The sequence below is a fragment of the Falsibacillus albus genome, assembly GCF_003668575.1.
Taxonomy (GTDB): Bacteria; Bacillota; Bacilli; order Bacillales; family DSM-25281; genus Falsibacillus; species Falsibacillus albus.
In genome coordinates this window covers 383,990-405,108 of record NZ_RCVZ01000003.1, presented here as the reverse complement: position 1 = coordinate 405,108, position 21,119 = coordinate 383,990, and the positions used below count along the sequence as shown (strand labels likewise).

Annotated in this window: 15 protein-coding genes; 6 read left to right on the top strand and 9 right to left on the bottom strand. The window is 40.0% G+C overall.

What is annotated here, in order from left to right; all coding sequences use genetic code 11:
- Positions 1-198 precede the first annotated feature (198 nt).
- The 3 genes from D9X91_RS06910 (at position 199) to D9X91_RS06900 (ending at position 4,054) form a co-directional block, all read left to right on the top strand.
- Complete coding sequence (locus D9X91_RS06910) at positions 199-2,958, top strand: S-layer homology domain-containing protein (protein ID WP_121679844.1); 2,760 nt, start codon at positions 199-201, stop codon at positions 2,956-2,958.
- 386 nt (positions 2,959-3,344) lie between these two features.
- Positions 3,345-3,533, top strand: a complete 189-nt coding sequence (locus tag D9X91_RS06905) for a hypothetical protein (RefSeq protein ID WP_121679843.1) — start codon at positions 3,345-3,347, stop codon at positions 3,531-3,533.
- Positions 3,534-3,553: 20 nt separating this feature from the next.
- Positions 3,554-4,054, top strand: coding sequence for an S-layer homology domain-containing protein (locus D9X91_RS06900; RefSeq protein WP_121679842.1), 501 nt, complete (start codon positions 3,554-3,556; stop codon positions 4,052-4,054).
- A gap of 434 nt (positions 4,055-4,488) precedes the next feature.
- On the opposite strand, the gene D9X91_RS06895 is transcribed toward D9X91_RS06900, so the two are convergent.
- The 4 genes from D9X91_RS06895 to D9X91_RS22460 form a co-directional block, all read right to left on the bottom strand.
- Positions 4,489-6,942 carry an S-layer homology domain-containing protein gene (locus D9X91_RS06895; protein ID WP_121679841.1) on the bottom strand — a complete coding sequence of 818 codons (2,454 nt, stop codon included), beginning with the start codon at positions 6,940-6,942 and terminating at the stop codon, positions 4,489-4,491.
- Between the two features lie 274 nt (positions 6,943-7,216).
- Complete coding sequence (locus D9X91_RS06890) at positions 7,217-8,185, bottom strand: immunoglobulin-like domain-containing protein (RefSeq protein WP_121679840.1); 969 nt, start codon at positions 8,183-8,185, stop codon at positions 7,217-7,219.
- 46 nt (positions 8,186-8,231) lie between these two features.
- Positions 8,232-8,576, bottom strand: coding sequence for a hypothetical protein (locus D9X91_RS06885; RefSeq protein ID WP_121679839.1), 345 nt, complete (start codon positions 8,574-8,576; stop codon positions 8,232-8,234).
- Positions 8,577-8,858: 282 nt separating this feature from the next.
- Positions 8,859-8,996 (bottom strand): hypothetical protein, encoded by a 138-nt coding sequence (locus D9X91_RS22460; protein ID WP_158598252.1) that lies wholly within the window; start codon positions 8,994-8,996, stop codon positions 8,859-8,861.
- A gap of 192 nt (positions 8,997-9,188) precedes the next feature.
- Here D9X91_RS22460 and D9X91_RS06880 point away from each other — a divergent pair, with 192 nt between their 5' ends.
- The gene (locus D9X91_RS06880; RefSeq protein WP_121679838.1) at positions 9,189-10,076 is read left to right on the top strand and encodes a helix-turn-helix domain-containing protein; all 888 of its coding nucleotides are present in this window, start codon (positions 9,189-9,191) and stop codon (positions 10,074-10,076) included.
- A 91-nt stretch (positions 10,077-10,167) separates the two neighbouring features.
- Here D9X91_RS06880 and D9X91_RS06875 read toward each other — a convergent pair whose 3' ends face one another.
- Positions 10,168-11,058, bottom strand: a complete 891-nt coding sequence (locus tag D9X91_RS06875; RefSeq protein ID WP_121679837.1) for an immunoglobulin-like domain-containing protein — start codon at positions 11,056-11,058, stop codon at positions 10,168-10,170.
- Between the two features lie 418 nt (positions 11,059-11,476).
- Here D9X91_RS06875 and D9X91_RS06870 point away from each other — a divergent pair, with 418 nt between their 5' ends.
- On the top strand, positions 11,477-13,990 hold the full coding sequence (locus D9X91_RS06870; protein ID WP_121679836.1) for a phosphodiester glycosidase family protein: 2,514 nt from the start codon (positions 11,477-11,479) through the stop codon (positions 13,988-13,990).
- A 34-nt stretch (positions 13,991-14,024) separates the two neighbouring features.
- On the opposite strand, the gene D9X91_RS06865 is transcribed toward D9X91_RS06870, so the two are convergent.
- A complete protein-coding gene (locus tag D9X91_RS06865; RefSeq protein ID WP_121679835.1) occupies positions 14,025-14,918 on the bottom strand; it encodes an accessory Sec system S-layer assembly protein in 894 nt (297 codons plus the stop codon).
- A gap of 19 nt (positions 14,919-14,937) precedes the next feature.
- Positions 14,938-17,289 (bottom strand): accessory Sec system translocase SecA2, encoded by a 2,352-nt coding sequence (gene secA2 / locus D9X91_RS06860; RefSeq protein WP_121679834.1) that lies wholly within the window; start codon positions 17,287-17,289, stop codon positions 14,938-14,940.
- Between the two features lie 339 nt (positions 17,290-17,628).
- Between secA2 and D9X91_RS06855 the strand changes: the two genes are divergently transcribed.
- A complete protein-coding gene (locus D9X91_RS06855; protein ID WP_121679833.1) occupies positions 17,629-18,687 on the top strand; it encodes a glycosyltransferase family 4 protein in 1,059 nt (352 codons plus the stop codon).
- Positions 18,688-19,248: 561 nt separating this feature from the next.
- Here the strand turns inward: D9X91_RS06855 and D9X91_RS06850 are convergent.
- Positions 19,249-20,247: an LCP family protein gene (locus D9X91_RS06850; RefSeq protein WP_121679832.1), complete on the bottom strand. Its 999-nt coding sequence runs from the start codon at positions 20,245-20,247 to the stop codon at positions 19,249-19,251.
- Positions 20,248-20,325: 78 nt separating this feature from the next.
- Positions 20,326-20,961 (bottom strand): YigZ family protein, encoded by a 636-nt coding sequence (locus tag D9X91_RS06845; protein WP_121679831.1) that lies wholly within the window; start codon positions 20,959-20,961, stop codon positions 20,326-20,328.
- Positions 20,962-21,119 lie beyond the last annotated feature (158 nt).

Sequence of the window (21,119 nt, the reverse complement as noted above, 5' to 3'; positions counted from 1 at the left end):
TCTGTTAATTTACAGTTACATAACCAAATATGTCATTTGATTCATTAATATTCCAAAGATAATTTTGGAATATATATGGTCCGTACGTCATAGGTTGGATTTTGTGGATTTAGAATTATTGACTGCTGTAGTTAATTGATCGATGTTTCATCGATTCAACTAAATCAAACTTTTTTCAAAACAGGGAGGAACTAACAAATGGCTTATCAACCTAAGTCTTATCGCAAGTTTGTTGCAACTGCTGCAACTGCTGCTGTTGTAGCATCTGCAATTGCACCTGCAGCTTCTGCGGCTGGATTCACAGACGTTTCTGATCGCTACAAGGAAGCAGTAGATTACCTAGTATCTAAAGATATCTCTCAAGGTATGACTGATACTCATTTCGGTACTGGAATGAACATCAAACGTGTTGACGCAGCAATCATGATTGCAAATGCGTTGAACCTTGACACAAAATCAGCTCCAGCAGCTGGATTTACAGATGTTCCTGAGCGCGGCCAAGGTGCAGTAAATGCCCTTAAAGATGCTGGAATCATCGATGGTAAATCTGCAACTCACTTTGGTGCTGCAGACTTCATGACTCGTGCTGAAATGGCAAAAGTTATCGCCAACGCTTACAAATTAACTGGAAGTGAAGATCTTCCATTCACTGATGTAAGTGATACATTCGAACAATATGTTAAAGCTCTTTATTCAAATGACATCACAGGTGGTAAAACTGCAACTCACTTTGGCTCAAGTGAAAACGTAACACGTGGCGAATTTGCTCTATTCGTATACCGTGCGGAAAACCCAGTTGCACCTGAAGTTGTTAGCGTAAGTGCAGTAGATCCAACTACAGTGAAAGTTAACTTCAATACACGTGTAGACGATGTTGATTTCACTAATTTCACTGTGAATCATGGGCTTACTGTTGTAAAAGCTACACTTTCAGCAGATAAAAAATCTGCAATGGTTAAAGTGAACAATGCTTTCACTCGCAATCAAGAATACACTTTAACTGCAAATGGTCTCAAGAGTGTAAGTGGACAAGAAGGCACTGAAAATTTAACAGGTTCATTTACTTGGTCTGTTAATGATGGTGTAACTGTATCTTTGGATAGCAGTACATTATCTGCAATTGGTGCAACTTCTGGTATTACTGTAGTTGACCAAGATGGAAAAGATGTTTCTGGTGCTTCTGTTAGTGTGGCTTCCTCAAATGATAACATTGTAACTGCTACAACTGATGGTTCGGTTGGTGGTACAACAGTAACAGCAATCGATGAGGGTTCAGCTGACGTAACTGTTACAGTAACTCTAGCTGATGGAACAGTTTTAACTAACACTTTTGTAGTTACTGTTGCAGTTAAACCTGATCAAGTTGCTAACCAAGGATATACTCTAGTAACTACTGCATCTACAGATGCTCCTGAAAATACTGTTGCTTTCAATAACAGCACAAAGACAACTAGCATGTATGCAGGTACATCAAAAGAAGTTGCGATGTTTGATACTGTAAACAGTGATCCTCAAACTAGTCATATTGATTTCACTGGAGCAACAGTAAAATCTTTAAATCCAATCACTGCAACTGCATCAATATCTGGTTCGGATCTAACAGTTACTGCAAATCCTGGTCAATCAGGAAAAGCTTCATTTGAAGTTACTCTTGCAGATAACACTAAGAGAACATTTAGTGTGGATGTTATGAAGGAAGCTGCACTTGCTGGTATTTCAACTAGTGCAACATCAGTTAAGCTTTCTGATGAGGAAATAAACAATGGAACTGTTGAAGGTGTTAACCAAAAAACGGTTACAGTAGATTCAGTTGATCAATATGGTGATAATATTGCTTTTGGAACAACGGGTAAAGTTACAGTAACTACTAATACTGACGGTTTAGTAATTGGTGGATTAGATAATGCACCTACTAATGAAATTGATTTTAACGCAGGTGCAGATACTTCAGATACATTTACTATTACATCTACAAAAGATAAGATTGTAAATGGCACAGTTTATGTTAAATATTTCAAAAATGCTACAGATGCTTCACCTTACATGACAAAAGCTATTTCTGTTAATGTTGTTAATGTTGATGCATCAGCGACACATACAAGTTTAGATATCGTTGCTCCATCTGAAATTGATGCAAATGCAGCTAATACTGCTACAACTGCTGATGTTAACCACATTGATTTTGGAGCAGCTAATGTATATGTTTTAGACTCCAAAGGAAATCGTTTAGAACAAGTACCTGCTACTGCAACTATGGTAGGAAGTAATGATTGGGTTGCTGTAAACACTAACGACCTTGCGTTCACAGGTGATGCCTTAACGCTTCTTACAGCGAAAGATACTGTAAACGTTGACGTTACTGCAGATGGTATTACAAAACGTCTTCCAATCAAATACATGAACTCAGCAAGCGTTCCAGCAAGTGCTACAGTAAATACTAAGCCAGTTGCAGTAAAATTAACAGGTACTGATACTTCAATATCATTTAATGACCTTATCTTTGGTAAATTAGATCCAAATCAATTAATTGATGATACAGATATCAGTGAATTTATCGCTGTTAAGCATGCTGCTTCAAATAATGGATATCTATATAATAAGCCTCTTGTAATGGTGAAGGATTCTACAGGAAAAGCTATTTCTACAGGAGCTGATGTTTACGGAGTTGATGACTCACAAATTAATGGAAACATTTGGTTCGATGAGCAATCAGCAGCTACTATGGGCTTCAGTGATGAAAACTTTGATGTTGACTTCTCTGTAGCTAACGTAACAACTACTGGTACTGCTACTCTTCCTGCGGCATCTGCTTTAACTGATACAGTTTCAGTTCCAGCTGCTGGAGATACAGTAACGTTCACTCTTGTTATCAAATCAATTTATGTTGAAGGTGCTTCTGCAACAGATAATAATCTTCTTGCAGCTCCTGTAACAGTAAATGTAACTGTAACAAAATAATTACTTTTTTTGAGAGAGCCTATCAAATTGATAGGCTCTTTTATGTTGGCATTATTGAGCTTGGTAACGATAATGCTCGAATTGTCATTCCGGACACCAATGATGAAGTGAAATAAGTAAATGTTTCTATAGTAAAAGCAGCTTTAGACTATTTAAAGAATAGCAACATAAATCTTGAAATTGAAATAGCTAATACGAGTCTTTTCATTTCGTATATTACGCTTAAAAAGTTTTTAGAAGACCTATACTTTAGAGTTGTCCCGATGAAAGAGAGCGTTGAGAAAGCCAAGGTAAAAGAAAGAATTAATAATGAAATGTTAATAACAGATATTGCAAAGATGCATGACATTCAAATATTGGGAAGATCAGCTGAAATTTAAACGAATATGCAGAGTCAACCGGTCACAATAACATTGGCTTTGAAAAAAAGGGATTTACCAAGTAATCAGTCAAGAAGGAAGAAGCTATTAAAGGATTTAGTTGTCTTTATCGAACATATTGATGGAACCAATGAATTGGTAAGAGGGAACATCATTACAAAAGAAGAAGGGACATTAATTATGGGTTTGGGGTAAAAAAGTTTTCAACCTTTACAATGATTTATTTTGAAGGGGCTGGTGAATACCTTGCGTATAAAGAAAACTTACAACATCAAGCGTATATTATTGGATATGCTGATGGAAGCTTCCGTCCGGATGCGTTTGTGACAAGGGCACAAATGGCAACCATGTTATCACGTAATCTAGCGAACGAGAATGCACTAGATTCCAAGCATTCATTCAAAGATGTTTCGTCTGATTATTGGGCTGCCAATGCGATCGCAATTTTCAACGAATTAGACATGATGACAGGTTATACAAATGGCGAATTTGGTCCACAAGATCATATTACCCGTGCCAAAATGGCAACTTTCGCCTATCGTTGGATAAATAAGAAATGTTCTTCTGACAGTGGTAGTTACACGTTCTGTGTAACGCTAGGAAATAAAGCTGAGCCTTATCGGGACATTCCCCAAAACTATTGGGCAAATGAAGCGATTACTGTAATCAGAAACAGTGGAATTATGGAAGGCTACGGTGATAACACTTCCATCTAGAAGAAAAGCTGACAAGGGCTCAAGCTGTTAAAGTGTTGAACCGTCTTTTCAATCGTGGCCCGTTATTTGGAGATTTTGAATCATCCTTTTCAGATGTAAAAGAAGATTATTGGGCTATCGAGAAATTGAAGAAGCAGCACGAAGTCATTCCTATTTAATGGATGGAAAAAAAGAAGTATATCAAAAACAATAATATTTTTTAGGTGTTGGATGGGTTTTCAATAAACAAAAATAGTTGTTGAGAGCATAAAAAGGCTGTAGGCAGAACGAATGGTTCTGCCTACAGCCTTTTTGACTAAGATAATACACTTTAGTTGTATAACATTTGCCAATGGCAAATGAAAGTTTATAGTGATGGTCAAATAAATCTTACTGAAATAGTCAAAAAAAGCTGCCCAAAGGTTTTGGACAGCCTATGGATAAAAACTCTTAAATTATTTGTTCACTACAATATTTTCCATCTGCTTATTGCCTGCAGCATCTTTAATGTCTACAGTAGTAGCAGTAGTTGTAGTTAATTTGCTTACTGCAGCCGCGTTAGCGACAGTTAGGACTAGTTTGCCGTCAACTACTGTTGCGCTTGTGATGGCAATGGAAGCACCTTTGCTGTCAAATAGTTTTACTTCGTCCGTTACGTCAGGAGCAGTTGCGTCAGCAAGTGCTTCTGAGTATGTGACAGTCAGCTTGTCTAGATCCGTTGCTACGAATGAAGTAGCTTCTGGAGCTGTGTTGTCTGTTACTTCAACTGGAGCGATGAACGAGTTGTTCACTTTGTTATCAAGTGTTTGCACGCCAGTTACACGGAAGATTGCTTTCGTATCGCTTGTTTTCACGAATCCTTCAGGAAGTGTGATGTTGACTTTTGTTTGGTCGATTACACCAGCTGTTTTAGCGAATTCAATTTTAGTGTCAGCTGGAAGAGCTGTTCCATTCAATTGGTACGCAGCCGGTGAAAGGGCTGAACCGTTTCCAGTTGCTTTTACTTTTTCGCCAAAGTCTACAGTCACAACGTTGTCTGCTGCTGTTGCGTCAGCGATTGTGAAGGAAGTTTCAACCGGCTTGTCCGCGTCGGTTACATCGACTGTGAATGAATTTGCTGTTGATTTGTTCGGGCTAAGTGCTTTGTCCGTTACGAATCCTTCAGCAAAGTCGAAGCTGTATTTATCAGCTTGTATACTTGGATCAAGAGTGAATACTACTTGTTTGCTGTCAGTTGCAGATACAGCAGCTGAAGCAACGTTAGCGAATGAAAGGATCTCGCCTTTAGAGTTTACAACAGAAACTTTGCTAGCATCTACAGCTTGTACATCTTCGCTGTAAGTAACTTTGAAGCCAGTTACATCGCCATTTTCAACTGTAGTTTCTACTTTTTCAACAGAAGGCGCTGTTGCATCTTTTGAAACCATGACTGATTTTGTGATTGCATCAGCATTTGTATTGCCGATATCATCTGATAATGCATCTTTGGCAACTGTGAATGTAACAGTATCCGTATTGCCATTTTTGAATAAGTAGTTTGGATCCAATGTTAATGTGTATTCCATTTTGTTATCAGGGTTTACAGTCGCATCTGATACGATATTTGTATCGAAAGTGCCGACTTTTCCTGTGATGTTCAATGTATCATCTTTTAGTTCTTTATCAAGCGTCACTTTCACAGTGTTTTCGCCAGTTGCTTCTACTTTAGTGATAGAAGGAGCTTTGTTGTCCACCATGACGCTCAATGGAGCAGATTGTACTTCTTTCACATTTCCAACAGCATCTGTCGCATTTACGACGGTTACATCGTAAGATTTTGTCGCATCTAAATCATTAACGGCAACAGTAGCTTTGTTTCCGACGATTGTGATGTCGCTGCTGTCGTAGTTCACGTTGTTGATTTTGACGAAATCGATGGAGCTCACTTCTTCGTCAAATGTCAATGTAAGTGATTTAACGGCATCTGTTGTAGCTTTCACTTTCGCATCAGCAGATGAAACCATTGGTGCAGCCATGTCATTGACTGTTACTTTTTGGTTGATTGGCGCAACGAAAGTTCCTTTTGTGCTTTTGACTGCTTCGAAGGGAACTTTTACAGTATAGTCACCTTTGAAATAAGTGCTTGCTTTAAATGTAAGTGTCTTTCCATCAGCACTTAGTTTGGATGTTACAGTTCCTGCATCAGCAGCATCTGTTCCTTTTACAACGGAGATTGCATCGATTGTTTTTTCATCCAATGGCTGGTTGAATTGAACATTGATTGTTTTTGCATTGACTGGATCAACGCTGGATACTTCAACTACTTCTGGAGTTTGGTTTTCAGCGCGGTAAACGAATAATGCGAACTCTCCGCGAGTGACATTGTCGTTTGAGCCGAAGTGTGTAGCTGTTTTTCCGCCCGTGATGTCGTTTTCATAAAGTGCTTTTACATATTGAGCGAATGTATCGCTTACATCTGTGAATGGAAGATCTTCGCTTCCAGTCAATTTGTATGCATTCGCAATGACTTTCGCCATTTCAGCACGCGTCATATTTTCAGAAGCTCCGAAATGTGTATCTGATTTTCCGTTGATGATTCCAGCTGCTTTAAGGGCGTTTACCGCACCTTGGCCGCGCTCGGGAACATCCGTGAAACCAGCTGATGGAGCTGATTCAGTATCAAGTTTCAACGCTTTTGCAATCATTACTGCTGCATCAACGCGTTTGATGTTCATGCCAGTACCGAATTTAGTTGCGGACATACCTTGCGTGATATCTTTGGATACCAAGTAGTCTACTGCATCTTTGTAGCGGTCGGATACATCTGAGAAGCTTGCTGCAGATGCTGCAGGAGCCACTGCAGATGCGACGATAGTAGCAGTTGCTGCTGTTGCGATAAATTTACGATAGGACTTAGGTTGAAAAGCCATTTTAAAAATTCCTCCCTTTTTCTGTTAAAACATAAATGATGAACAGACCCAAATCAAAACACATTTGGTGAAGTCATCCATAAATACATCCTTTAATTTAGTAGAATAGTAAAATATGTAGTAGATATGGATAATTTAAACTTCGAAATATATTCTATCAAAAGAAAAAATTAAAATCATTGTTACTTTATTCCACCTATTCCTATTTTTTATTAATTTGTAATCTATGAATCAATTGTTGGGAAAAAAGATATATACTTAAAACATTGCGATTTTATTTTCCTTTCGTGTGGATTAGATCAAATTCATCTGCAATTTTCTTGCCATCCACATAAGCGAATGCTCGATAAGATCCCGGTTCTAGTTTCTTTAAATCAATCTTTTGGGAAAAAGGTTTTCCAGGTGGTAAAACAATTCCGATCGCAATTACATTTTCTCCGTATTTGTATGGTTCCCATTTCCCATCGGCCCATTTCTCTAAATGTATTCCAAGTCCCGTTTCAATTGTTTTTGTCCCTAAGTTCGTATAAGTCACAGTTAACTTGTATGTAGGGGTCACCATTCTCTTATCCACGGTGATTTTGCCGTTTACATAATTAAAAGGAACAAACGCTCGATCGTATTCTGTATGCAAAGTTTTGTTGTTTTCATCCAAAATGGTGTGTCCGATATAAAAAACTTTGTTTTCTTCATTTGGCAGAGTAAAAGTGGTTTTTTCATCTTTTTTCATCAGTCTTTTTTCAAACAATAAGGAGAAATTATTTTTTTCAGGGTTATATTGATAAATGCTGATTTTATATGATTGTTGAGCAGGGAGCTTGTTAGGGACATAATATACAAGCTTTTCACCGGGCTTATATAATTTATTGGACGGGTTTACCTCTTGACTGGCCTGGTGTGGTTTGTTTTTGAAAAAGCTGCTGTCCAGCTTTTGCTGATAAGATTGGCTGTAATAACGGATTGCATGATCTGCCTTTTGGTGGTCAATCGGCTTCGCCTGTTGAGGTAAGTCATTTTTTAAAGGATCCAACAAGTTGTCCATGGTTTTACCCGCAGCATCATTTTTTGTTACTTCTTTTGTTAATGGCTCATTGTGGACTTGAGAATCCCCGCAGCCTGCAGCCAAGCTAATTGTCAGTAATGAACCAATTACATAAATCTTTTTCATATAATCACCTTCCATCGTTGTCTGCTTGTATGACGATTCCTTTTCCTGGAAGGTTACATTATTGAAAAAAAACAAGGGTGGCCCCCTGGTGCCAGGCACCAGGGGGCCACCCTTGTTCGGTTTATATGACTGCTACGTTTGATTTGGATTGGAGAAAGTATACTTTGCTTATGCCGATGATTTTGAGGAAGTGGAACATTTTGTTCATGGATTGTTTTTTGTATTCTTCAAGGATGGTAATATCATGAATGACAGCAATTTTCCCGTTTTGATTCTTTAAGGCAGGCATCAACTCAATATACTCTGTGCTGCTAAAGGATTCCCAAGAAGGATCTTGCGTTTCTGAAAACGTATACACAACCGCTTCTCCCATTTTTTTTGAAAATCTCATGAAGTCAAATGAAAAAACAATAGCCAGGTCCTCTTCCACAAAAGACGGTTCAATTTTCATTTCTAGTTCATTCATTATTCATTACACCTCCTGAAAATTTAATTAAATCTTTGTATCTATAAATTAACAAAAAAATTGAAAGTGTGTACATCTTATGTATTATGGTACAGAAGATTTAAATAGTCAAATATGCCCCTTTTTGATCATTCACATGGTTTTCTATAACTACAAGCATATTCCCGAAAGAATAAATATAGGAGTTTGTGAATAAAAAAAGACACTCTGCCATGGCAGAGTGTTAAAAATTCAGGTATTGTTCCGATATACTAGGTGTGCAGAAATGTAGTACTATTTAAATTACAATGTAGCTGATAAGCTTTGTGGTGCATAATATGGAGGCAATTCAGCATTGTCCTGTTTTGGTGAGTGAGTCAAGGAAAAACCTGCTCCAAAGACTAGTACTGAAGCTGCAATTACAAACAATTTCTTTTTCATATTTTTATGTCCTCCCTTTATTTGTGATCAAGCAGTAATAGAAAATTAATGTTATAATTATTAAACCATAATTATGAAATTGAGGTATTATCGTTCTAATTACCTACTATTCTAATTTTATTGACTTTTCTTAGTATATCAAAGGTAAATAGATAAAAATATAACTATAGGCATATTTAGGGGAGAAGTTAAATGGACTTTTTCGCAGTAGGCAGTAAGATAAAAGAATTGCGTAAATTAATCGGCCTGTCTCAGGAAGAACTGGCAGAGGGGATTTGTACACAAGCACAAATCAGTAAAATTGAAAAAGGGGATGTCTATCCTTACGCATCAACACTTTATTTAATCTCTCAAAAGTTGGGAGTCGATGTAAACTACTTCTTTGATATCGGCATGACCCCGAGGGTGGACTATGTCCAAGAGGTATCCAGCTTTTTTAAAGCAGCACGCAAGAATCATCAGTATGATGATATTTTAGAAATCATCAAAACTGAGGAGAAAAATCCTTTGTTTACTCAAAACACAAGGAATCGGCAATTGCTTCTTTGGCATAAAGCAATATGTACTTTTGTAACGACAAGAGATCGTGATGAAGCACTTAGAATGCTAAATGAAGCACTTGAGCTTTCACAGGTAACAGAGAAAATTTGGACAGAAAAAGAAATAGGCATTTATAATTCAATCGGTGCAATTTATTCGGAGGACAATGAATTTGAGAAAGCTTTAAAGGTATTTCAATCAGCAGTGGAACATTTGAAGCTCCTTCCTTATATCAGTGATTATACATTGAAACCGAGGGTTTACTATAATATCGCCCGGATGTATACAAAAAAAGGGGAATATGATATATCCATTAATTATTGTAAGGAAGCCATTGATTATTGTATCCAAAAAGATAATATGCATGTTTTGGGCGAACTTCACTACCATTTAGGGTATAATTATGAACTTCAGAACAAGTTCATGCTGGCAGTCAGATACTTGGAAAAAGCGCTGCTGATCTTCAATCTCCAAAAAAATGATCATTATATCAATTTTATCACTGAAAAAATTGAAGCGCTTAAAAAGCAGCCAAAATAATTAATTGTACATCATCAAGAAAGGGGGATGTCCATCCAAAGACCATTAACTTTACATCCATCACGCTCATGATGCAGCGTGATGGACTCTGTCACCTTAAATATTCGCTTTTTTCCTGTTTATTGTCACTTAAACCATTTCTGAAAAATTCTCTATCCACTATATTAAATTCTGCCCCGATTTTTCCGTCTCCAATCGGGTAAACGATCCTGTATGTTCCAGGCGTCAGTTCTTTTAAATCGCCCCATTGGCTAAAGCTTTGTCCGGTAGTAAGCACCATCATTACCAATGGCACGAATTGATGAAGTTGATAAGAAATCCAACTATTCTTCTGTAATTTTTCCATTTGTACACCGTAGCCAGTAGTTAAATCTTTAACCCCAAGGTTAGTTAGTGTTACCTCGAGTGACTCAGAGGACGTTAAAACCGTCTTGTTGAGTTCAATTTTGGCATTATAAACGTTGTATGGAACAAACACTTCAGTGTATTCTCTTTTGACTATCTTCCCATTATGGTCTTTCGCAACCTTTCCGACATAGTAAGCTTTGTTTTCTTTATTTGGAAGCTTAAATGTGGCTTTATCTCGTTTTGATAATGTGACTTCTTTGTTCAGTACAACGAATTTCTTCATTTCCGGCACATATTCATAAAGTGTGAACTCATATGTTCCATTGATTGGAATAAATCCGGAATCAAAAGTAATATGCACATTTGGGTTTCGGACATATACGGAATGACTGCTGGACACATAATCACTGGATGTCTGTTTCTTGAATGCATCATTTAACATTTTTAAATACGACCGGCTGCGAATGGGGATGGCCGATTGAAGCTTAGCTTTATCGATCGTTTTATATTGTGATGGCAGTTCATTATAAAAAGTTGCTTCTTTGGAATTTACTATAGGAGCAGTGACATTATCATATTGGCATCCTCCTAAAATGAACAGTATGGAAGTAATTATTAGTAGAAAATATTTCATTTTGGCTGGCACACCTCATATTCTTTGGTTGTCCCTATCAGACGGATGTGGAAGAGGGAAGGTTACAAAGTTTTTTTAGTAGAAATTTGATCAAAAAAATAGAAAAATATTCATATATAACATACTATATCCATTATAACTAATATTTTCATATTTTTTCTTGTAACTGCCATTCAATGTGGTAAAATGAATGTGTAGTAAATTTCCTGTTTTGACGATAATAAATCGCGATGGACAAGGTTGAGCCGGAAAAGGACATCTGATTTTTTCAGATGTCCTTTTTTGTGTCTTTTTTCATAGGTCAATAGACTTTATTTCAAAAAAATGCTAATTGCTATATTAATATTTTACAAGTTTCGCTATAATTTGAGTGTAAATCCAATAATTTGTAATTTTTTTGGAAAGGGAGAGTACGTTAGTGACATCTAGATGGAAAAAAAAGTTTTTATATGGTGTCTTTGGTGCCATATTAGTATCACAAGCCACGGTAGGTAATGCGAAGGCATTGCAAGTCTCACCAGGGGTTTCGCATGAGCAGACATCCACGACTGTGTCGGGCTACAGCCAGTCCATCAACACATTGAACATTGATTTGAGTGATCCATATACAAAGGTAGAGCTGGGGCAGCCGAATCCAATCAATTCGACCTCTACCGTATCGAATATGGCGAAACGGGACACGACAGAAGGCCACCATGTAGTTGGCGGGGTGAATGCATCGCTTTTCCATACGGATACTGGATTCCCATCCTATTTAGTATCAAAAGGAAATCGCCTTTTGAACCTTGGGGCAGTTTCCAATCAATCAAATGATTTTATGTATGTGCCGGCAGCATTTGGCGTGAACCAGTACGGTCTAGGTCAAATCGATCGCTTCTCCTTGCAAATCCAATTGTCGCACCATAATCATACATACCGTTTGTCTTCATTCAACCGCAATCGAAATGACAATGAAAGTATATTATATACGTCAAGCTTCAGTTACGACCGTACACGGACGAATCCATTTGGGGTGGAAGTCGTCGTGGAAGGTGTTCCGAAATCAATCGACACCGGCCTGCAGTTTGGGGAAGAGGTAAAAGGAAAGGTCGCCAGCATCCGTCCATATGGTCAAGCGACAAGTGCGACCATCCCGAAAGATGGATATGTCATCTCTGCTACTGGATCGGCAGTCGACCAAATCCGCGACTTGAAAATTGGCGATGAAGTATCACTATCCGTTGATGTGGATAACAAATGGCATAATTCAGAGTTCATGCTCGCCAGCGGACCGCTGTTGGTGCAGAACGGAAAAGTCAATATGACCATTGATGATTCGAGCCCGAGAAATACCACCAGAAGCCCTCGGAGTGCAGTGGCAGTGGATGCGACGGGAACGCGCGTATTTTTCGTCACTGTGGACGGAAGGCAGTCTGGATTCAGTAAAGGAATGACCTTGAGGGAGTTTGCGAACTATTTAGCGTCCATGGGGGCGTATAGTGCATTGAACCTTGATGGAGGTGGATCGACAGCGATGGTCGCACGTCAGCATGGCGACGAGTATGCTACGCTTGTCAACCAGCCATCCGATGGCTCAGAAAGAAGGGTAAATGCGACACTGCAAGCAGTGAGCACCGCCCCAAATGGAGATCCTACCTACGTTGAAGCGAAACAATCTCAGCCAGGTGTCATTGGCAAAGGAGCAAGCGTCGGATTCCAAGTCACTTCAGTCATGGACCAGTACTACAACCGTCTATCTTTTGACAACAGTCAAACGAAGTTATCTGTAGAAGGAAACATCGGACATATAGAAGGAGATAAATTCGTTGCAGACCAAGCCGGGACAGGATCTGTCATTGTCGATTATCTGGGCGGTAAGGATAGGATTCCAGTAACAGTCGTCGACACTGTCGGAAAATTAGGTGTCGATCCTTCATCTATTTATATCGCTCCAGGACAAACAACCACAATCAATATGAAGGGCTATTCTACAAACGGACAGCCGTTGATTTTCAACCAGGATGCGGTGACCTTAACCGTGAACGGTGGTATCGGATCCATTAAAAATAGGCAATTCACTGCAGGCAGCCAAGAAGGGAAAGGCAGCATCACTGCAGCATTTGGCACGAAGCAAATCACGATTCCGGTTGAAGTAAGCACGGATCCGTATGTGCTTCATGGATTAAATAACACGAACAACCTAAGTGTGGACAACACAAGGGCGAAATCATCCGTCTCTCCTGAATCCACTCTTCAGCCGAAGGAAAGTTCAGCCTCTTTGAAATTCAGCTATGACTTCACAAACACTGGCGGGGATGTATCAGCATCCTATTTAACAGCGAAAAATGCTATTGAGATGCCAGGACAGCCTTCTGGAATCGGAGTATGGGTGTATGGAGATGGAGCGAACCATTGGTTGAGGGGAAAAGTTCTCGATGCAAATGGAAAAGAGCAAACAGTGGACTTTACAAGCTATGGCGGCCTGAATTGGTACGGATGGAAATATGTAAGTGCCAAGCTTCCAAGCACCATCACCTACCCGGTAAGCTTTAAGAGCATCTATATCGCAGAGCCGGAAGGAATCAGGAAGAACAAGGGTTTTATCTATTTGGATAAGCTGCAGTCTGAATATACTACAAATCATGATGAGGCATCCTTTACGATCAGTTCCAGCGTGAAAAAAGTGGATCCGATGAAAAAATGGACAGTCAAATTCAATGTCCCGATGCTTTCATCCTCCATCAATAACAAAACCATTTATGTAGAGGATATGAATGGGAACCGGTTGAATTCGACCGTCAAGCTGATCGGGGAGAAGACAGTTGAAATCACCGCACCTTCAGGCGGATATTCAGCTGGGAAAACCTATCATTTAGTCGTCACAAGGTATGTGCGTTCTTCCACCAACTCTATGATGACAAATGATCATTATACACAATTTAGCATTCAATAAAAATAATCCGCTAGGGACTCCCTAGCGGATTATTTTATGACTGGATCGGCTGTGCTTTCCAGCTGCTGAAATCAGGATTGCTTTTTAAAATCATTTCTTTTGGGAAAACAAAGGACCAAGGTTTTGTCGTATTTGCCTTGACTTCGAAATCATTGAGCTGGAATCCACCCTTGGCTACGATTTCTCCGGAGGCATCCAGAATCTCAAGAGGAAGCTGCTGGATTTGAATCGCGTTTTCATGCCCATTTCGAAGCAATATCGTGACATTCAGATTCCCATTTTCCATCATTTTTACTGTTAAGCCCATAAGGTTAAACTCCTTGGGAGCTGGTTTCGGCAAAGACTTCACAATGTCTTTCAACTTGTTTTTATCTTCATCGGAAAGTGATTTTTCCCATTCTGGATCAAGGTCTAAGCTATGTTCTTGCAGGGATGTGACATTGAAAGCCAATTTCCAGTTTGATTGCGGGATATCCTCCGTGAACAAGTCTTGCTGTTCGAAAGGGAAAATCCATGGTCTGCTGCTTTCAGCAGGGAGTTCACCTAATTCTGAGAAGTCAATTTTTTTCCGTCCCAGGATGGTCCCATCTTCCTGAAGGAGCAATAATTCAACCACGCCCATTGTGATCGTTTTTTGTAAACTGTTCCGCACGAATGCCGTCACTTGGACCTGTCCGTTTTCTTGGGACAAGTCCACACCAGATAATGAAATTTGATTTCGCTTTAATGGTGACAGTTCGTTATGAAGGAAACGGAAGACGTATTCCTGTTCTTTTTCAATCCTCCAGCTTGGGTGGAAGGAGAGGCCGGTCTCGACGATTTCTTCCTGGCTATCCTCTTGTTCACCAATCAGTTCCTGCGATGATACCGTATCATCCAGACCGGTTTTCTTCATATTTTTTGTTTTGTTTTTTAAAAATGGAAACATCTAATCAACTCCAAACTACTTATTCATGAATTTCTTCACGTTTTAAGAATCCCATACATTCCAAAGCGATATCCCTTTGAAGGGTGGCGAAGGTGTCTTGGAAAATTTCAAGTCCTTCTCTTTGATAAATGCGCATAGGGTCTTCCTGCTGATAGTATCGAAGACCGATTCCTTCCTTCAGGCGGGTCATCGTTTCTAAATGTTTGATCCAATGATGGTCGATGAAAGAAAGGATCACCTGTTTGAATGTGTTTTCGTAATTGATTTGACCGTCCATTTCATCCAGTTTCGCATGGGTGGATGCAATTCCATCCTTCAAGAGCTTTTCAAGTTCTTTCTTTTCATTTACTTCAGAAGGAAAAGCCAAAGTTTCGAATAATAATTGGTTTGCAACCGTCGCGACTCTGTCTACATGCCATTCTTCAGGGATTTTGTCATCCGGGCATTCCTGCATCAGTGTATGGTTCAATGTGCGTTCAACCATATCTTTTAATCGAGTTAATAGGTCTTGTCCGGACAAAATTTGATTTCTCAAGGTGAATAACACATTTCTTTGCTCATTGATGACATCATCGAGCTTTAAATTATATTCCCTCATGGAAAAGTTCGCGCCTTCCACGATCCGCTGCGTCCGTTCGACGAATTCATGGAGGTTCTTGTTTAGCAGAAGTCCTTCCTCATTTGTCTTTACCTTTTTGGAAAGCTTCTCTAAATCATCTTTGGCGAAGCGTCTGAACATATCATCTTCAATGGAAATGAAAAACTGGCTTGAACCGGGATCCCCTTGACGCCCTGACCGTCCGCGGAGCTGGTTGTCGACCCGGCGGCTTTCATGTTTTTCGGTTCCGATTACATGAAGACCGCCCAATTCAGGGACTCCGTCGCCTAAAATGATGTCTGTTCCGCGCCCAGCCATATTTGTCGCGATGGTGATTTGATTTTTCTGTCCGGCCAATGAGATGAGTCGGACCTCTTGTTCAACGCTCTTGGCATTCAGAAGTTCATATTTTAACCGCTCTTTATCTAAGTAAGCTGCGACCTTTTCTGATTGCAGGATGGATGTCGTACCAATCAGGACCGGCTGACCATTTGAGTGACGCTCCTTTACTTCCTTCACAACCGCTTTGTATTTATCATGAATCGCTTTATAAATGCGATCTGACATATCGACACGGATTTTAGGGCAATTCGTAGGTACCGGGACGACTTCCATTCCGTATACTTCACGGAATTCTTTTTCCTCCGTTTTCGCTGTTCCCGTCATTCCTGACAGCAGCGGATACATCCTAAAGTAATTTTGGATGGTGATCTGTGCCTGTGTTTTATTTTCTTCCGTAATTTCCAAGCCCTCTTTTGCTTCGATTGCCTGGTGCAGTCCATCGCTCAACGTCCGGCCTTCCATCGTCCGGCCTGTAAACATATCGACCAAAATGACTTTTCCTTCATGGACGATATAATCGACGTCCCTTTCGAACATGACATGAGCCCTTACCGCCTGGATTACATAATGGTAGAGGGTTTGATGCTCCAATTCATAGAGGTTGTCGACTCCGAATGCTTTTTCGACCTTTTCAATGCCCGTCTCGGTCAAGCTGGTGGCTTTCGTTTCATCATCAAAGTCATAGTCGATTTCCTTTTCGAATCGTTTAGCCAGCTTGGAAGCAATATAATGAAGGTTTGAGCTCGATGGCATTTTTCCAGCGATGATCAATGGCGTCTTCGCCTCATCGATCAATACGCTGTCCACTTCATCGATGATGGCATAATGGTATGGACGCTGTACTTTATCCCGCTCATCACGGACCATGTTGTCGCGCAAATAGTCAAAACCGAATTCTGTGCCTACTCCATATGTAATATCTGCGTTGTATGCCGCTTTTTTTGCTTCCGGCTCCATCAGGGGAAGGTTAATTCCGACAGAAAGTCCAAGGAATTCATGAATTTTTCCAATCTGGTTCCGATCGCGGTTTGCCAAATATTCGTTCACCGTGATGACATGGACTCCTTTTCCTTCTAAAGCCCTTACATAGCATGGCAATGAGGCGACGAGCGTCTTCCCTTCACCTGTGGCCATTTCGGAAATGTTTCCTTCTGCAAGGACCAATCCGCCGATCAGCTGGACATCATAGTGCCTCATGCCCAAAATCCGTTTGGAGGCTTCGCGTACGACCGCAAACGCATCAAGCTTTACTTCGTCGATCGTTTTTCCCTGCTCCAATTCCTGCTTGAAGTATGTCGTCATATTTTGCAATTCCTGATCGGAAAAAGAAGAATACTTATCTTCTAAATGATTAATTTTTTCAACCATCTTATAGTACTTTTTTAATTGTTTCGAAGAATCCGTTGTGGCTTTTTGAAATATTTTCAGCATTTTCTAGTTCTCTCCTTATTATACAGGTGTAAGCCATCATTACTTAATCTTATCAAAACCGACAAAAAAAGACTATATGAATGAAAAATTAGTAAATTTATGCAACAATTTAACGATAAAATCGTCTATAATGTATGAGGAAGGTTTAAAAAGTCCTATTTGAGGTTAAAAGTATGATAGATTGAAATGAAATTGTAAAAAAATTTTATATGAAACTGTAAATTTAAGTGATATAATCAGCATTGGATTATTTTATAACTGTTGATTGTAGTTGATTTCAAAAATGTAGCAATATAAATACATTTAAAACTGGACATGATATGTACGAGGAGGTTACGCATGATTTACTTCACTCTGGTGTTAAGCTTTTTGGCATCAATTGCTTTAACACCCATCGTAAAAAAATTCGCCATTGCAATTGGCGCCACAGATAAACCAAACCACCGCAAGGTACATCAAAAAATTATGCCAAGATTAGGCGGTTTAGCCATATATTTAAGCTTTTTGATCGGACTATTCGTATTAAGGCCCGATGGTGAGCACTTCATGCCGATCCTCATCGGAAGCAGTATTATCATCATTACAGGAATGCTTGATGATTTGATTGAGCTTTCGGCCAAGCTTAAATTGATGGGGCAGCTGCTTGCGGCTTGCATCGTCGTTTTCGGCGGCGTGCAGATTGAGTACATCAACTTGCCATTTGGCGGAGAGCTTCACTTCGGATTTTTAAGCATTCCGATGTCGATTCTTTGGATCGTTGGAATTACCAATGCGATTAACTTGATTGACGGCCTCGACGGATTGGCTGCCGGTGTATCCTCGATTGCATTGATCACCATCAGCTTCATGGCTTTCCTTAAAGGCGATTTGTTTGTTATGGGAGTGGCCCTCATTGTTTTAGGAAGCACGGTAGGATTTTTATTCTACAACTTCCACCCAGCCAAAATCTTCATGGGAGATACGGGTGCACTGTTTTTAGGCTACATCATATCGGTATTATCCCTTCTTGGGTTTAAAAATATTACAATGTTTTCACTCATCATTCCTGTTATTATTCTCGGTGTTCCGATTTCTGATACCATTTTTGCAATCATCAGACGATTTGTGAATAAGCAGCCATTGTCTGCACCGGACAAATCGCACTTGCATCATTGCCTATTGCGAATCGGTTTCACTCATCGCCAGACGGTCCTGCTCATTTATGCCATTGCGGCAATGTTCGGGATGGCAGCAATCATCTTCTCAATGTCAAAACTTTGGGGAGCGCTGATCGTTCTCGGCGTGCTTACATTGGCTATCGAGCTGTTTGTTGAAAGTGTTGGATTGGTTGGAAAAGATTATCAGCCTATTTTGAAACTTGTCAGAACCAAAAAGCCAGTCAATATTCGTAATCGATAAACTTATAAACGCCTTCCCGTGCAGGGGAGGCGTTTTTTTATATAAGAATAAATGGTGGACTTTGTAGGATACTATATGTAAGAAAAAATAATCGCTGGAACGGATTCGTCGGGCAGTTGATTTTAACAACTCGGCTATTTTTGAGATTATTACATTTTACTGGAGTGGGATTTTTAAAAGACTGTTTGGGTTGTTATATAGTTTTAAAACGCTTAAATTTTAGATCAACGCAATTTGAACTTTTAACTTTTAAAATAAAGGCCATGCTAAAGCTTATTGTTGATTTTAGCCTGTTTCAAGCTGTTGATTGGAGCGCATGTAGTAGACTCCGGTGGGAAAAGCGGAGTCAGGGAGCCCCGCAGCGAAGCGAAAAGGAAATAGGCGGCTGTTCATAAGTTCGGCCTGTACGGTGCCAACATCGTATGACCTCAAGTCCGGTGAGGCCCGTGGAAAGCGAAGACTTGCGTGGAAATCAACAGCGGTGTTTAACAGAATAAAAATAAAAAAACAGGAGCATGAATTTTGATGAAATCATACTCCTGTGGAAAAGTGAAAATCTTATTATTTTTGGGCTACATTATCCTCTTTTTTCTTGAGGTCAAGTTGATCTTGAAGTTCAGTCTTCAGATTGTCCAAGTAATTTTCATCCAGCTGGTAATAATAAACCCCATTAATATAGCTGTCCTGCCCCTTTAAAGATGACTGCTCGAAGCTTAGATGCCCCTTTGTGGCATAGCTGGCGAACGATTTCATTTCAGAGAAGGTCATGTTCGTTTTCATATTGTCGCCGATTGCTTGAATGACATCGTCATATTTTGTAATCGCACCGGCTGAGGCTGCTTTTTTCACTAATGCTTTCATCAGCTCCTGCTGGCGCTCCCCTCGCTGAATGTCGCTGTCCTTATGACGTGTCCTTGCCAATGCCAATGCTTCTTCACCATCGAGAAGCTGCTTTCCTGGCTCAAGATTGATCGCATTATGATGATCCTCTGAGTCCTTTTCATGCAGGGTGTATGGTACATCGGCTTCAATCCCGCCAAGCGCATCGACAACATCCATAAATGCATAGAAGTTCATTTGAACAAAATAATCAACAGGTATGTCAAATAGATTTTCTACCGTATCGATTGTTGCTTGTGCTCCGCCATACGCATGTGCGTGAGTGATCTTTGTTTTTTCTTGGATTTTTGGGACGTATACATAGGAATCGCGCGGAATGCTGACCATCTTGACCGAATTATCTTTCTTATTCAGGGTAGCAAGTATTAAAGCATCGGACCTAGTTCCCTTTCCAAAATGGCGGGTTTTGCTATCATCGATGCCAATGAATAGGATGGAAACATTATCTTTCCCCGGATCGACTTTTGTTTCCCTAAGAGGAGATTTTTTGCGGGCTATGTCTTCATGTGCCTTATTAAATGCATTTTCCGTTTTCTTGTAGAGATATGCTCCGTATGTAGCTGCTGAGAAACTAAGCAATAGGACAGGGAAGATGAGAAACCAAAAAATTCTCCTCCTGCGCTTCTTTCTTCTAAGTTGCCTTTTCGTTAATTTGTTCATTTACATACTCCTTTTCTAAGATGACTCACCGCTGCTGCAAGGGGGGCCTTTTGGTGACAGGCACCAAAGGGCAGGGTCTCAGTGTGCATCCTCTTCCAAATACACCATTTTGCCTTCTGAATGTTCGCATTGGCCATTCGTCAATTCTGTCATCCATTCGATGAATTGCTCGGTTTGGCTTTCTTCCACGTATGTTTCCACCTCAACTTGATCGAGGTAATGGATTTCTTTGATTTCATAAATCGACGATCTCAGCTCATTTTCCACTTTGCCGAGCCAAGTATAGTCAAGCTTCGTATGCATGATGCGCATAAGCTTACGCTGGACGACCCCAGCTGCATTGATTCCTTCGGTTGTCGATCTTCCATAGGCGCGGATCAAGCCGCCTCCCCCTAATTTAATGCCACCGAAATAGCGGGTCACGACAACGACTGTATCCTTTAAATCACGCTTTTTCAACACTTCGAGCATCGGGATGCCAGCTGTTCCGGTAGGTTCACCGTCATCATTTGCCTTTTGGATTTGGTTGTGCTCGCCAATCATGTAGGCAGAGCAGTTATGATTCGCATTCCCATGCTTCTTCTTGATTTCCTGGATGAACGCCTGCGCTTCCTCCTCGGATTCTACCCGATTAATATAGGAAATGAAACGAGACTTTTGAATGATAATTTCTTGCTCTCCATAGCCTTTAACCGTATAGTAGCTTGGTAGCATAACAGCCACTCCTTTCAATCACCACAGCCCTCCCCTTAAGGTGCCTGTCACCCAGGTGACAGGCACCTTAAGGGGAGGGGTGTTACTTTTTATACTATACAAATTTCCCTTTCATAAATAAAGCTATGTGAGGAATTTGTCGATTTCAAAATTATTAC

Excerpts from the sequence above, each read along its gene's own strand:
- D9X91_RS06910 (WP_121679844.1), top strand. The coding sequence starts at position 199 with ATGGCTTATCAACCTAAGTCTTATCGCAAGTTTGTTGCAACTGCTGCA.
- D9X91_RS06905 (WP_121679843.1), top strand. The coding sequence starts at position 3,345 with ATGCAGAGTCAACCGGTCACAATAACATTGGCTTTGAAAAAAAGGGAT.
- D9X91_RS06900 (WP_121679842.1), top strand. The coding sequence starts at position 3,554 with ATGATTTATTTTGAAGGGGCTGGTGAATACCTTGCGTATAAAGAAAAC.
- D9X91_RS06895 (WP_121679841.1), bottom strand. The coding sequence starts at position 6,942 with ATGGCTTTTCAACCTAAGTCCTATCGTAAATTTATCGCAACAGCAGCA.
- D9X91_RS06885 (WP_121679839.1), bottom strand. The coding sequence starts at position 8,576 with ATGAATGAACTAGAAATGAAAATTGAACCGTCTTTTGTGGAAGAGGAC.
- D9X91_RS22460 (WP_158598252.1), bottom strand. The coding sequence starts at position 8,996 with ATGAAAAAGAAATTGTTTGTAATTGCAGCTTCAGTACTAGTCTTTGGA.
- D9X91_RS06880 (WP_121679838.1), top strand. The coding sequence starts at position 9,189 with ATGGACTTTTTCGCAGTAGGCAGTAAGATAAAAGAATTGCGTAAATTA.
- D9X91_RS06875 (WP_121679837.1), bottom strand. The coding sequence starts at position 11,058 with ATGAAATATTTTCTACTAATAATTACTTCCATACTGTTCATTTTAGGA.
- D9X91_RS06865 (WP_121679835.1), bottom strand. The coding sequence starts at position 14,918 with ATGTTTCCATTTTTAAAAAACAAAACAAAAAATATGAAGAAAACCGGT.
- secA2 (WP_121679834.1), bottom strand. The coding sequence starts at position 17,289 with ATGCTGAAAATATTTCAAAAAGCCACAACGGATTCTTCGAAACAATTA.
- D9X91_RS06855 (WP_121679833.1), top strand. The coding sequence starts at position 17,629 with ATGATTTACTTCACTCTGGTGTTAAGCTTTTTGGCATCAATTGCTTTA.
- D9X91_RS06850 (WP_121679832.1), bottom strand. The coding sequence starts at position 20,247 with ATGAACAAATTAACGAAAAGGCAACTTAGAAGAAAGAAGCGCAGGAGG.
- D9X91_RS06845 (WP_121679831.1), bottom strand. The coding sequence starts at position 20,961 with ATGCTACCAAGCTACTATACGGTTAAAGGCTATGGAGAGCAAGAAATT.